The sequence below is a fragment of the Pseudomonas sp. JUb52 genome (assembly GCF_004341115.1).
In the GTDB taxonomy this organism is placed as follows: Bacteria; Pseudomonadota; Gammaproteobacteria; order Pseudomonadales; family Pseudomonadaceae; genus Chryseomonas; species Chryseomonas oryzihabitans.
In genome coordinates this window covers 257,551-270,604 of record NZ_SLYS01000007.1, presented here as the reverse complement: position 1 = coordinate 270,604, position 13,054 = coordinate 257,551, and the positions used below count along the sequence as shown (strand labels likewise).

The following is a 13,054-nucleotide window of genomic DNA, read 5'->3' as shown; positions in this document are numbered from 1 at the left end:
CGGGAGCGCGTTGCCCATCAGTCGTATCGAACTCGTGATGAAGCACGGGCGGATTTATTCGACTACATCGAGCGGTTTCATAACCCACGAATGCGCCGTAGAGTCGCCCGGCAAGCTCTGAAGTTTTCAGCCCTTTTCAAACCGTCCGTGGAAATGGGGTAGAACCCGACCGAATGGCAGCGGGTACAGGCTTAGGCCTTGCCGGCAGCCGCCCCATCCCGCCATTCCACCACCAGATCCGCCCGCGCCCGGTCGCCGTCGATCAGTCGTGCATTAGGCTCATCGGTGCTTTCCACCCAGGCTTCGGCGTCCGCATGGCTGCGGCCAAAGTGCATGTGGCGGGCGACCAGCCGTTCGCGACGCTCTTCAGGATCGACACGCACATACCAGCACTCGTCGAACACCTCGGCGACATCGCTCCAGGGCGCCTGGGTCAAGAGCAGGTAGTTGCCCTCGCTGATCACCAGCTGGGTCTCGGCGTGGACCGGGATGGCATTGGCGATGGGTTCTTCGATCTCGCGATTGAACAGCGGCGCATAGACGGTCTCGCCGGCCACCGGCGCCTTCAGCCGCTGCAGCAGGGCGCGATAGCCACGGGCGTCGAAGGTGTCCGGCGCGCCCTTGCGCTGGGCGCGGCCCAGACGCGCCAGTTCGCGATTGGCGAGGTGATAACCGTCCATGGGCACCACCACGGCGCGCTCGCCGAGCGCCGCCGCCAAGAGCTCGGCCACCGTCGACTTGCCCGCGCCCGGCGTACCGGCGATGCCCAGCAGGCGGCGTCCCCCCTGGGCCAGCAGCGCCTCGGCGCGGGCGAGGAGTTCGGCGGGGAGTTGCAGGCCATCGACCGGACGCTGACTGCTCATGCCGGCACCCCCGGCAGCACAAGGATGGAAACGGCAGGCAGGCACGGGAGAGCGATCATGGCGGAGGTTCCGGCAGTGGGGATCGCGGCACGCTAGCACCCTGCGTAGCGGGTCGTCGACTCGGCGCCGGCATGGCCGGAAAGCCATCACAGTCTGCGGCCCGGCGAGCCGATCCCGGCCGCTCCCCCTCGGCATCCACCCGGCGCTCTCGTACACTCCGCTTCCTATCGGCCGCGCGCCGCCGTGCGCCTCATGCAAAGGGATTTGGTCACCATGAAGAAACCGCTACTTACCACCCTCGCCGGTGTGGCCCTGGTCGCCGTCGGCACCGCCGTGGGCGGCGCCTGGTACACCGGCACCCGGCTGGAAGGCGAATTGCGCCAAGCCGCCAGCCAAGCCCAGCTGGCCCTGCAGGCGCAACTGCCCGAGTACCCCTTGCAACTGCAGCTGGTCGAGTTGCAGCGCGGTGTCTTCAGCAGCACCGCCACCTTCAGCCTGAGCGTGCAGGCCGAGGATCGACCGCCGGTGGAGGTGCTGCGGGTGCTCGACGACATCCAGCACGGCCCCCTCCCCCTGAGCCGCCTCAAATCCCTGCAGCTGGCGCCGGTCATGGCGGTCAACCGCGTCACCCTGGCGCGCACGCCGCTCACCGCCGATCTCTTCACCCTGGCCAAGGGCGCCGAGCCCGTGCGGCTCGACGCCACCCTGGGCTACGACCGCACGGTGGACGGCGGTCTGACCCTGGCCGCCCTGCACCTGGACCAGCCCCAGGGCGCGGTGGCATTCTCCGGCCTGACCGCCACCTTCGCTACCGACATGGAGGCCAACCGGCTGCGCCTGGACAGCACGGTCGGCCAATTCAGCCTCAATGTGCGCACGCCGGATGGCTGGGCCAAGCTGGAGACCGAAGGCTTCGGCCTGACCGGCGACAACCGTCGCAATGCCGATGGCTTCTGGCTCGGCCCGGGGCAGTTGCGCCTCGGCCGCCTGCTGCTGGCCATGCCCGGCAAGCCGGCGGTCGAGCTGCGAGATCTGCAGCTCCAGGGCGACACCCGGCAACAGGGCCAGCAACTGGCGGGCACGCTCAACGCCAGCCTCGGCCGGCTCGACATCGCCGGCCAGACCCTGGGCAAGGCGACCCTGAGCAGCCACTACAGCAATCTCGACAGCCCGGCCCTGGCCCAGCTCAATGCCCTGCTGCAGCACCTGCAGCTGGATACCGAGCAGGGTCTGGATCCCACCACCCAGGCGACCCTGCAGCAGCACCTCGGCGATGTGCTCGCCGCGCGCCCCCAATTGGTGGTGGATGAGCTGCGCTTCGACACCCCTGGCGGCAGCAACCGCCTGCACCTGGACCTGACCCTGGCCAAGCCGGCGACCTACGATCTGCCGCCGGAGCAACTCGCGGCCCAGCTGTTGGCCGGTCTCGATGCGCGCCTGTCGGTGGCGCGGGGCAGCCTGGTGGATGGCGTGCTGTTCCAGGCGGGCGCCCAGCGCAGCCAGCCGGCCATGCAGCAACAGGCCCAGGCCACCGCTGAAGCCCTGGCCGGCATCGGTCTGAACAGCGGCCTGCTCAAGGCCGAAGGCGAGGATCTGGTGGCGACCCTGAATTACAGCGCCGGGCGGCTGCTGCTCAACGGCCAGGAAGTCCCGCCGGAACAGCTGCTGGCCCTGCTGGAACGCCCGCAACCCGCAGCTCCCGCCAAACCCCAGGGCAAGGCGCCTAAGCGCTAGCGGATGCCGGGGCTGTCGGGCTTCGACGATAAAACCGCCTCAACCCAACCTACGCAGGTCCGTAGGTTGGGTTGAGCGCAGCGAAGCCCAACAGCCTGGTACCGCTCCCCTCACCCCAGCCCTCTCCCCAGGGGAGAGGGGGCTATCTGGCCCCTGCTGTACCTTGCGTAGGCTGTGTTGAGCCCAGCGAAGCCCAACAACGCCCCAACGCCCTACTTCAACTCCAGCCCGCCGCTGGCCTTGTTCAGCTCGCGCAGGTGCTTGCCGAGCAGATCCAGGTTGGCTTCGGTCAGGTCCAGGCCATCGCGGGCCTCCGGCGAAAGCAGCTGGCGAACCTCGTTGTTGAGGGTGTCCCTGAGGCTGCGCAGGTGCGCCTGGCGCTTCTGGCTCTCGGCGGTCAGCTGTTCCCACTCGCTCGGTTGCGGCAGGCCGTAGCCGTCGGTGCCGAGCAACTCGGCCGGACGACTCAGGTAGCCGCTGTCCTTGAGGATCTGTTCCAGGGCGCCACCGGCCTTGCCGAAGCGCGCCTTGTCCACCGCGTCCTGGCCCAGGTAGCGATCCTTGAGCTCGGTCTGGGCCTGCAGCAGCGCCCGGCGATAGGCTGCCTGCTCCAGCAGCAGCAGGGCAGCGCTGGCGCGCAGATCGGCACGCTGGAATTGCTCGCGGCGCTGCTGCGGGGTCAGCGCCAGCCAGGCCTCGACATCCGCCTGGGGCAGCTTCAGGCGCTCCCGGGCCACCTTGAACATCGCCTGGAAACGCTCGCGGAAGCTGTCGAAGCGATAGCCCAGCCGCAGCGCTTCGCGCGGATCGTCGAGCACCGAGGTGTCCACCAGGTCCTTGAACCTCAGCGCATCCATCAGACCCGTCGGGGTGATGACATCGAGCTGGGCATCGGCCAGGCGCGGCACCCCGTCGTGCAGCAGCTTGAAGGTCTCCACCGCGCAGTTGTTGGTCACGAAGTAGTACTGGCCGTCATAGCTCCAGTGCACCTGGGCGGTCCGCTCGAGGAAGTCGGCGATCTCCGGGCGGGTCAGCTTGAGCGGCACGGATTGCAGACCGCGCAGCTCCACCTTGGTGTACTCGTCCACCACCTGGGCCAGCGGCAGCACGAACAGCCGCGAGGGATAGGAGCCGGTCAGGCCGCGCCAGCTGGAGAGCTGGACGTCGTTGACGAAGGCGCGGAACGACAGCACCAGGTGGTGTTGCAGATCCAGCCGGCAATCCGGGCCACGCGGCCGACCCGGGGCGCAGACCACCAGGCGCAGCATGCTGTGGCCCCAGCGGCTCATGACCTTCTCGTTGCCCTCGGCCAGCAGGTAATCCACCGCATAGACCCGCTCTGGATCGAGCCAGCCCAGGGGCGCCTCGCCGAAGTCGTTGCCGGCGTTGAGATAGGGATAGCGCCCCGGACAGGCATCGTGCTCGGGCGACCAGCCGAAGTGCTCGGCGAAGTAGCGCTGCAGCGCCGGCCGCCGGCAGGCGTAGCTGGGATCGAGCAGGAAGTACTCCATGTTCACCGCCACGAATTCCTTCGGGTTGGTGACTTCATAGAGATCGGGACTGCGGGCGATGAAGAGATTCTTCGACTCGCGATTACCGTGCTTGCGGGTCTTCACCTGCCAGCCGGCCAGGTCCAGCAGCCGCGGATCGTCGGACAGGGTATAGCTGCGCCCGGCCTGGCCCTGGCATTTCACCGGCAACTGGTCGGAGGTCAGCCCCAGGCCGCCGCAGGAGAGGATCAGCTGGCGCTGCTCGGGTGTCCAGACGCGCTCGCGGTCATAGAAGTGGGTCAGCTCGTGCAGCACCGTGGCCAGCAGTTCGCGGTGCTGGGTGCCATGGGGCCGGCCGGTCTGGATACGGGTGTCGCTGCCGTCGACCAGGCTGGGCAGCAGGCGACGATTGAGCAGCAGATTGCGCCGATCCGCCTCGCCATAGGCTTCTTCCAGCAGCTCGCTGCTCCAGCGCACCGGGATGCGCTCGTCCAGCGCCGCCTTGAATCTGGGTGGCAACAGGCCCTGGGCTTCATCCAGCAGCTGCTGGGTCGCCTGGATCTGCGCGGGCGTCAGGCCCTGGGTATCGAGTTCGAGGTGCAGGGCGGCCTGGGCCCCGCCGAGGGCCAGGCCGGCCGCGAGGCCAGCCAGCCACTGCCGCAGCCGGCCGGCGCGGTTCTTCACAGCGCCAGGATGGCCTGGGCCAGCTGCAGGTCGTTGGCCTGGCGCGCGGCCGGGAACTGGTCGCGCAGGCTGCGGAAGGCTTCTTCCAGCTGGACGCCACGGATGTCGCCGTCGGTGGCGACAAAGCTGGCGGCATCGCCACGCGCGGCCTGGATCATCTTGGCGTCGCGGATGGAGGTGGTGGTATCGGAGGTGAAGTCGATGCTGCGCTGCAGCGCCCGCACCACGATGTTACTGGTGGCCACCAGGGTCTGGGCCTGAGCCAGGCTCGAAACGCCCAGGGTCAGGGCAGCGGCGATAAGCAGGGAACGGCGCATGGATACTCCAGGGATGTCACGGAATTGAAACGGACTACTGACTCAGAATCGCCTGGGCGAGTTCCCGGTCGGAGGCGTGCAGCGCCGGATCGGCTGCGCGCAGGGCGCGGAGGGTTTCCTCCAGCTGAGCACCGCGCAGGGCGCCGTCGGTGGCGATGAAGGCCGCGGCATCGTCACGCGCCGCCAGGACCAGCTTGTTCTGGAAGGGGCCGGTGGTGAGCTGGCTGGTGCCGTAGATGGTCTTCACCAGACCCTCGGTGGTGGAGTCGAACGCCAGGACCGGCGTGGCGAGACAGAGGCCGAGCAACAGCGCGGCAGAACGACGGATATGCATGGATGACGACCCTCCGGTGGCAGATGGTCGCCAAGGCTAACGCAGCCCCCCGCTCCGGGCTAGCAGCCACGGGGTACGGGGGGTATCGCGGTGTTGCGCCTCAGATGGCGAGAATCGCCTGGGCCAGCTGGTCATCGCTGGCCTGACGCAGTGCGGGCGCCTGGCTGCGCAGGTGGTCCAGCGCCGCTTCCAGGCGTACGCCGCGGATGTCGCCGGCGCTGCCGACGTAGGTGGCCGCATCGTCACGGGCTTCCTGGACCAGCTTGTCGTTCTTGAAGGAGCCGGTAATGGACGAGGTGGTGTCCGAGGTCGCATCGATGGCGTTGACGATGATGTCGGTGGTGACATAGAAGCTCGACGCCGAGGCGGCGGTGGACAGGCAGAACAGCGCCGCGGCGGCGCCCAGGTGCAGGGTTTTCATGGGGGACTCCCGTCTGGATAGGCCTGAGTGAGACTACCGTCAGCCCGAGGAAGTCGCATCCCGGCGCAGATTTTCACTCCCGCCAGAAGGGTTTGCCGCCTTCGCGCCGCTGATCCGCGAGATTCAGCCCCAGATCGCCCAGCGCCCGGCCGTCCAGCTGCTGCAATTGCCGTCGGCCCAGGGCGCGCAGGCGCCAGCGGACGAGCAGCGCGAACAAGGCGCGGCATCCGCGCCGAGGGGAGATCAAGGGGGCAATGGCACTGTCTGGCGAGAGGCGATCCATGGCGTTATCCAGCGAAGCGGTGGAGGAACTCCAGATTCGCCGCTGACGCGGAACCAGACCACTTACAGCTGCAAAGCACTGTATCCGTACAAAAACCCAAATTTCGGATCTGTACCTGTCGGTCCTGCCCGAACCGCTCTGGTACGCCTCACTGCGCCGGTCGGGCGGGATACGGCTGTATCGCCTCCCTGCGGCGTATGCCTGATCTGTCCGAGTCGCTACAATCGACCCTTTCAGCGCCCATCCGCGAGAGGCACCGCCATGAGCTTCAAAGTTTTCGTCGACGGCCAGGAAGGCACCACCGGCCTGCGTCTGCTGGACTACCTGACCGGCCGTTCGGACATCGAACTGCTGCGCATCGACGAGAGCAAGCGCAAGGATCCGGCCGAGCGTGCGCGCTTCCTCAATGCCGCCGACGTGGCCTTCCTCTGCCTGCCCGATGCCGCCTCCCGCGAAGCGGTCAGCCTGGTGACCAATCCCAACACCTGCATCATCGACGCCAGCACCGCCTTCCGCACCGACAGCGGCTGGACCTACGGCCTGCCGGAATTGGCGCCCGGTCAGCGCGAGGCGCTGCGCGCCAGCAAGCGCATCGCCAACCCCGGCTGCCACGCCACCGCCTTCATCCTGCTGGCCCGGCCGCTGGTGGACGCGGGCCTGCTGGCCCCGGACACCCCGCTGTCGGCCTTTTCCCTGACCGGCTACAGCGGTGGCGGCAAGCAGATGATCGCCGCCTACGAAGCCGGCGGCGACGCGCGTCTGCTGAGTCCGCGCCCCTATGCCATGGGCCAGGGCCACAAGCACCTGCCGGAAATGCGCGTGCAGAGCGGTCTGACCGCTGCGCCGGTGTTCAGCCCCATCGTCGGCCCCTTCCTCAAGGGTCTGGCGGTAACCATCCCGCTGCACGCCAGCCAGCTGCGCCCGGGCACCACCGCTGCCGATCTGCAGGCGGCGCTGGCCCGTCACTATGACGGCGAAGCCTTCATTCGGGTGGCCCCGGTGGCCGCCGAGGAGGAGCTGGACAATGGCTTCTTCGACGTCCAGGCCAGCAACGACACCAACCGCGCCGATCTCTTCGTCTATGGCAATGCCGAGCGGATGACGCTGGTGGCGCGCCTGGACAATCTGGGCAAGGGCGCGGCGGGCGCTGCGGTCCAGTGCATGAACGTGCACCTGGGCGCCGACGAGGGTCTGGGGCTCACCAGCGGCCGCTAGTCAGGGCGCCGGCTTTCTGCTCGGACGGGGCGAACCTTTTTCCTGGCGCCCCGTCTGAACTGCTGAACGGTTTGGATAGCCGTTCTGCTCCTTTGCTGTTTAGTGTTGGCAGATGCTGGACCCCTGCGTGGCGGTCCAGTCTTGAACTCCGGACTTCTCCCCTCCCCCGATGGAAGTCCGGAGTTTTTTATGCCTCGGCGACGGGCTCGTCGAGGCCCAGCCAGCGGGCCAGCACGCGCTGGGCGTCTTCCACGCCCTGGCGCTTGGGCGCCGAGAACAGCTGGATGCTGGCGGTATCGCCCCAGCCCTGGCGTACGTCGCGCTGCACCTTGAGCAGGGCATTCTTCTGCGCCCCGAAGGCCAGCTTGTCGGCCTTGGTCAGCAGGATGTGCAGCGGCATGGAACTGGCCTGGGCCCAGTCCAGCATCAGGCGGTCGAATTCGGTCAGCGGATGGCGGATGTCCATCATCAGCACCACGCCGCTGAGCGAATTGCGGCTGCTCAGATAGGCCTCCAGGTGCTCCTGCCAGTGCTGCTTGAGCGGGATCGGCACCTTGGCGTAGCCATAGCCGGGCAGGTCCACCAGGCGCCGCTCGTCGTCGAGGCTGAAGAAGTTGAGCAGCTGGGTCCGCCCCGGCGTCTTCGAGGTACGCGCCAGATTGGCGTGGGTCAGAGTGTTGAGCGCACTGGACTTGCCGGCGTTGGAGCGACCGGCGAAGGCCACTTCCAGGCCGCTGTCGAGCGGGCACTGATCGACCTTGGCGGCGCTGATGAGAAAGGACGCCTGCTGGCACAGACCGACGATGGGATTCTTGAAGCTGGACATGGGGGTACTCGCGAGCGCGCGGCAAAGCCAGCAGTATATCGGATGCGCCGGGCGAGAGCCGTGCCCCCGGCAACCTGAACGAAGCCTGAACATGGCCGGCCTCGGGCGCGTCGGCGACTAGGCGCGGCGATGCACCCGGCTACAATGCCCGCAATCCGTCATGCCCGGTTGGTGGGCGTGCCTTCTTCCAGGAGTAGTCCCATGCGCAACCTGCTTTTCTCCGCCGTGTTCGCCGCCGCCAGTCTGTTCGGCGCGGCCGCCCATGCCGACGACATCCAGGCCGGCAAGCAGTACACCGAACTGAGCAGTCCGGTTCCGGTGTCCGAACCCGGCAAGATCGAAGTGGTTGAGCTGTTCTGGTACGGCTGCCCGCACTGCTATGCCTTCGAGCCCACCCTCAACGCCTGGTCCAAGAAGCTGCCCGACGACGTCGCCTTCAAGCGCGTGCCGGCCATGTTCGGCGGCATCTGGAACGTCCACGGTCAGCTGTTCGTGACCCTGGAAGCCATGGGCGTGGAAGCCAAGGTGCATGACGCCGTCTTCGCCGCCATCCACAAGGAGCACAAGAAGCTGGCCACCCCCGAAGAGATGGCCGACTTCCTCGCCACCCAGGGCGTGGATCGCGACAAGTTCCTCAGCACCTACAACTCCTTCGCCGTGAAGGGTCAGGTGGAAAAGGACAAGAAACTGGCCATGGCCTACCAGATCACCGGTGTGCCGACCATGGTGGTCAACGGCAAGTACCGCTTCGACCTGGGCTCCTCGGGTGGTCCGGACGAGACCCTGAAGGTCGCCGACTTCCTGATCCAGAAAGAACGCGCCGCCAAATAAGCGTTACCCGCCGCCGCGTCCCGCGGCGGCGGCTCCTCAGCTCGTCCCTCTCAAGCGGCCTCCGGTCGTCCTGCTCAAACTTTCCCTGAAACCGCCGATACCCTAGCGACTATCAAGTGGGCTGGCCGCCCCGTCGTGCCTGCCTGCTGGCCACCCTCAAGCCTTTGGAGCGGGCGGATGGAGCGCGCGGACGTCGAACGCTGGAAAAGCAAATACCTGGAGAGCCTCGAGAATCTCGAACGCCTGGAAAGCCGGTGGGAAAACCGCCTGGACCTGGTGCGTCGTGGCCTCGTGCGCAGCAGCCTGGCCGCCGAAGGCAACGACGCGGCGGTGGACGCCTGCCTGGTCGAATTGCGCGACATCCTCCGCCGTGACGACAGCGACGCCGATCTCGCCAAGCTGATTCCACGCCTGGAGCGCACCGTGCTCGACTCCGAGCAGCGCCGGGAATTGCGTGCGCGCCAGGTGGCCGAGGCCTTTGCCGAACTGTGCCGGTTGCTGCCGACCCTGGAGTTGCCGCGCGACCAGCGCAAGGCGCTCAAGGGTTTCGCCAAGCGCGCCCAGGCCGCGGCCGACCAACCGGGCGAACTGCCCGCGCTGCTCGGCGAATTCAGCCGTCTGCAGCAACAGGCGCTGAGTCAGCTGCACCCCGAACAGCCCGCCCGCGCCGGTTTCCTGCAGCGCCTGCTGGGCGGCCGGGGCGAGGCGGCGGAAGAGGCGCCGGCGACCACATCGAGTCCGCTAGCTACAGACGCCTCGCCGGCGCCAGCGGCGGAAGCGCTGGCAACGTCCGAACCGCCGCCGCTGCCGGTCGAAGGTATAGCCGCTGCGCCATCTGAATCCCCTGTAGAGCCCCTGGCAGTCCAGGCCGATCCGGCCTATGCCCTGCCCCCGGTGCCCGAACCCGGCTACAGCGCCATTGCCCCGCACCTGGAAGCCACCCTGCTGCGGCTGCTCGACGACCTGGCGCTGCCGGACAGCCACAAGCCCCAGGCCGAGCACCTGCGCCAGCGCATCCAGGGCAGTCTGAACTGGTACGAACTGGTGCCGGTGCTCGACGATCTGTCGGTGCTGGTGCTGGCGCTCAACCATTCCGGACAGAGCGAATTCCAGCTCTACCTGCGCCGCCTCAACGAGCGCCTCGCCGCCTTCCAGACCGGTCTGCAGGACGTCCACGCCGGGCGCCAGGACGGCCAGACCCAGGAGCGCGCCTTTGGCGACGCCCTGCGTGGCCAGGTCAATGAATTGCAGAACGAGGTACAGGAGGCGACCGACCTGGACAGCCTCAAGCTGTCACTCGACAGCCGCCTGGAAGGGCTGCTGACCAGCCTGGCTGACCAGCAGAGCCAGCGCGAGACCCGCGAGCAGGAAGCCAGCGAAAGACTCAGCGCCCTCACCGAGCGCGTCGCCGGCATGGAGCGCGAGGCCCAGCAGTATCGCGGCCATCTGGAAGAACAGCGGCAGAAGGCCCTCTGCGACCCCCTCACCGGGCTGCCCAACCGCGCCGCCTGGAGCGAGCGCCTGGACCTGGAGGTGGCCCGCTGGCAGCGCCACGGCGGCGACCTGCTGCTGGCGGTGCTCGACGTCGATCTGTTCAAGCGCATCAACGATGGCTACGGCCACCTGGCCGGTGACAAGGTACTCAAGATCATCGCCAGCGAATTGCAGCGCCGCCTGCGCAAGACCGACTTCATCGCCCGCTTCGGCGGCGAGGAATTTGTCATGCTACTGGGTGCCACGCCGCTCGCCGGCGGAGTCACCCTGATTGAGCAACTGCGTGCCGCGGTCGCCGCCTGCCCCTTCCATTTCAAGGGCGAACGGGTGGTGATCACCCTGTCCGCTGGTCTCGCGGCCTTTGCGCCGGGCGAGGATGCCGATACCGTATTCGAGCGTGCCGACCAGGCGCTCTACCGCGCCAAGCGCGCCGGACGCGATCGCCTGGACGTGGCCTGACCCCTTCCACGTTCGCGAGGTAATCGTGCGAAAGCCCTTCAAGCTCCTCCCCTGGCTGCTCTGCGGCCTGCTCCTGGCCGGCTGCTCCAGCGGCCCCCGCATCAATGACGACTACACCGCCCGCGATCAGGACAGCCGGGTGCAGTACATCGTGCTGCACTACACCGCGGCCGATTCCAAGCAGTCGCTCAAGCTGCTGACCCAGGCCGGCGTCAGCGCCCACTATCTGATCGATACCGACGGCACCGTCTATCGCCTGGTGGACGAGAATCGCCGCGCCTGGCATGCCGGCGTGAGCGAATGGGAAGGCCGCACCTGGCTCAACTCCACCTCCATCGGCATCGAGATGGTCAACCTGGGCTTTCGCGACACCCCGGCCGGACGCCAGTGGTATCCCTTCAGCGAAGCCCAGATCAAGGCGCTGATTCCGCTGCTCAAGGACATCGAACAACGTCACGGCCTGGATCGCCGCGCCATCGTTGGCCACAGCGACATCGCGCCGGGGCGCAAACAGGATCCGGGTCCGCTGTTTCCCTGGGCGCGCCTGGCCGCGGCGGGCCTGATCAACTGGCCGGATCCGGCGGTGGTTGCCCAGCGCCAGGCCAGCTTGGGCGGCGTGCTGCCGCCGCCGGCCTGGTTCCAGGATCAGCTGGCACGGATCGGTTATGCGGTGCCCCGCACCGGCGTGCTCGATGCGGCCACCCGCGACGTCATCGGCGCCTTCCAGATGAAGTACCGGCCGGGCCGTTTCGACGGCCAGCCGGATCTGCAGACGGCGGCGCTGCTGCTCAGCCTGCCCAGCGGGCGCTAGGCGGCCGCAGGCGGCTTACAACCGCACGCTGGCAAAGGTGGATTCGCCCTGGGCCTGGCTCAGGGCCGCTAGCGCGGACGAGGCCGGCATCAGCGACAATTCCTGGGACAGCGGCATCAGCGCGATGGGCTGCTGGATGGTCGGACCCTGGCGCTCGTCACGCGGCGGGATGCCGAAGTATTCGCGGTAGCACTTGGAAAAGTGCGGGGTAGAGACGAAGCCGCACACCGAGGCCACCTCGATGATCGACAGGGTGGTCTGCTTGAGCAGCTGCCGGGCGCGGATCAGCCGCAGCTTGAGGTAGTAGCGCGACGGCGAGCAGTGCAGGTACTTCTGGAACAGGCGCTCCAGCTGGCGCCGGGACACGTCCACATAGACCGCCAGTTCGTCGAGGTCGATGGGCTCTTCGAGGTTGGCTTCCATCAGCGCCACGATTTCCTGCAGCTTGGGCTGGTTGGTGCCCAGCATGTGCTTGAGGGGTACGCGCTGGTGATCCTGCTCGTTGCGGATGCGCTCGTAGATGAACATTTCCGAGATCGCCGCCGACAACTCGCGGCCATGCTCGCGACCGATCAGGTGCAGCATCATGTCCATCGGCGCGGTGCCGCCCGAGGCGGTGCAGCGATTGCGGTCGATGGTGAACAGGCGGGTGCTGAGCACCACGCGCGGATAGGCTTCCTGCAGGGCCGCCAGGGTTTCCCAGTGCACGCTGCAGTCGTAGCCGTCGAGCAGGCCGGCCCGGGCCAGGGCCCAGCTGCCGGTACAGACCGCGCCCAGCTTGCGGCCCTGGCGCGCCTGGCTCTGCAGCCAGGTGCAATGTTCGCGCGACACGCTGCGCTGGATGCCCACGCCGCCGCAGACGATCACCATGTCCATCACCGGGGCGGCGCTCACGGCGCTGTCCGGGGTGATCTGCAGGCCATCGCTCGCCCGCACCGGTCGGCCGTCCAGGCTCAGGGTGCACCAGCGATAGAGTTCCCGTCCCGACAGCTGGTTGGCCATGCGCAGCGGCTCCACCACCGACGCCAGGGAGATGAGTGTGAAGTTGTCCAGCAGCAGAAAGCCGATGGACTGGATCGCACGGGCCTGTGACGAGGTGGGAATGGGCGACATGGTTTGAATCTCCTTCACGCAGGCTGGGGCCCTTGGCTGGGCTCTAATGAGGTGCGGCGGACGACGTTGGGCGAAAGATGTGTCGCGGACGCATAAGTCATGTCGCAATTCCCATGCCGAAACTAGGTGAACCCCGGCACGACGGGACTGTCAGGGCCGAATAACCCATTCAGCAGCGG

The 13,054-nt window shown here is 67.6% G+C and carries 13 protein-coding genes and 1 pseudogene; 6 read left to right on the top strand and 8 right to left on the bottom strand.

Going from position 1 to position 13,054, the window contains the following annotated elements:
* Positions 1-162, top strand: a pseudogene (locus tag EC839_RS14395) (IS3 family transposase); the annotation flags it as partial.
* 29 nt (positions 163-191) lie between these two features.
* Here EC839_RS14395 and EC839_RS14390 read toward each other — a convergent pair.
* On the bottom strand, positions 192-863 hold the full coding sequence (locus EC839_RS14390) for a nucleoside/nucleotide kinase family protein (protein WP_132832716.1): 672 nt from the start codon (positions 861-863) through the stop codon (positions 192-194).
* Positions 864-1,136: 273 nt separating this feature from the next.
* Here EC839_RS14390 and EC839_RS14385 point away from each other — a divergent pair, with 273 nt between their 5' ends.
* On the top strand, positions 1,137-2,597 hold the full coding sequence (locus tag EC839_RS14385) for a YdgA family protein (protein ID WP_132832715.1): 1,461 nt from the start codon (positions 1,137-1,139) through the stop codon (positions 2,595-2,597).
* 212 nt (positions 2,598-2,809) lie between these two features.
* Here EC839_RS14385 and EC839_RS14380 read toward each other — a convergent pair whose 3' ends face one another.
* From EC839_RS14380 to EC839_RS14360, 5 genes are all read right to left on the bottom strand, one after another.
* Positions 2,810-4,771 carry a DUF4105 domain-containing protein gene (locus tag EC839_RS14380; protein WP_132832714.1) on the bottom strand — a complete coding sequence of 654 codons (1,962 nt, stop codon included), beginning with the start codon at positions 4,769-4,771 and terminating at the stop codon, positions 2,810-2,812.
* Positions 4,768-5,088, bottom strand: a complete 321-nt coding sequence (locus EC839_RS14375) for a DUF2388 domain-containing protein (RefSeq protein ID WP_007160025.1) — start codon at positions 5,086-5,088, stop codon at positions 4,768-4,770. The genes EC839_RS14380 and EC839_RS14375 overlap by 4 nt, the downstream gene beginning before the upstream one ends.
* Before the next feature lie 34 nt (positions 5,089-5,122).
* Positions 5,123-5,422 carry a DUF2388 domain-containing protein gene (locus EC839_RS14370; protein WP_132832713.1) on the bottom strand — a complete coding sequence of 100 codons (300 nt, stop codon included), beginning with the start codon at positions 5,420-5,422 and terminating at the stop codon, positions 5,123-5,125.
* A 100-nt stretch (positions 5,423-5,522) separates the two neighbouring features.
* A complete protein-coding gene (locus EC839_RS14365; protein ID WP_132832712.1) occupies positions 5,523-5,843 on the bottom strand; it encodes a DUF2388 domain-containing protein in 321 nt (106 codons plus the stop codon).
* Between the two features lie 73 nt (positions 5,844-5,916).
* Positions 5,917-6,060, bottom strand: a complete 144-nt coding sequence (locus EC839_RS14360; RefSeq protein ID WP_132832711.1) for a DUF1127 domain-containing protein — start codon at positions 6,058-6,060, stop codon at positions 5,917-5,919.
* 327 nt (positions 6,061-6,387) lie between these two features.
* On the opposite strand from EC839_RS14360, the gene argC reads away from it, so the two are divergent.
* Positions 6,388-7,341 (top strand): N-acetyl-gamma-glutamyl-phosphate reductase, encoded by a 954-nt coding sequence (argC, locus tag EC839_RS14355; protein ID WP_132832710.1) that lies wholly within the window; start codon positions 6,388-6,390, stop codon positions 7,339-7,341.
* Positions 7,342-7,528: 187 nt separating this feature from the next.
* Here argC and yihA read toward each other — a convergent pair whose 3' ends face one another.
* Entirely contained in the window at positions 7,529-8,167 is a 639-nt protein-coding gene (gene yihA / locus EC839_RS14350) for a ribosome biogenesis GTP-binding protein YihA/YsxC (RefSeq protein ID WP_027598614.1), read from the bottom strand.
* 201 nt (positions 8,168-8,368) lie between these two features.
* Between yihA and EC839_RS14345 the strand changes: the two genes are divergently transcribed.
* From EC839_RS14345 to EC839_RS14335, 3 genes are all read left to right on the top strand, one after another.
* Complete coding sequence (locus EC839_RS14345) at positions 8,369-8,998, top strand: thiol:disulfide interchange protein DsbA/DsbL (RefSeq protein ID WP_027598615.1); 630 nt, start codon at positions 8,369-8,371, stop codon at positions 8,996-8,998.
* 177 nt (positions 8,999-9,175) lie between these two features.
* Complete coding sequence (locus EC839_RS14340; protein ID WP_132832709.1) at positions 9,176-10,951, top strand: GGDEF domain-containing protein; 1,776 nt, start codon at positions 9,176-9,178, stop codon at positions 10,949-10,951.
* A 25-nt stretch (positions 10,952-10,976) separates the two neighbouring features.
* Entirely contained in the window at positions 10,977-11,762 is a 786-nt protein-coding gene (locus tag EC839_RS14335; protein WP_132832708.1) for an N-acetylmuramoyl-L-alanine amidase, read from the top strand.
* A 15-nt stretch (positions 11,763-11,777) separates the two neighbouring features.
* On the opposite strand, the gene EC839_RS14330 is transcribed toward EC839_RS14335, so the two are convergent.
* Complete coding sequence (locus EC839_RS14330; protein WP_037006569.1) at positions 11,778-12,875, bottom strand: GlxA family transcriptional regulator; 1,098 nt, start codon at positions 12,873-12,875, stop codon at positions 11,778-11,780.
* Positions 12,876-13,054 lie beyond the last annotated feature (179 nt).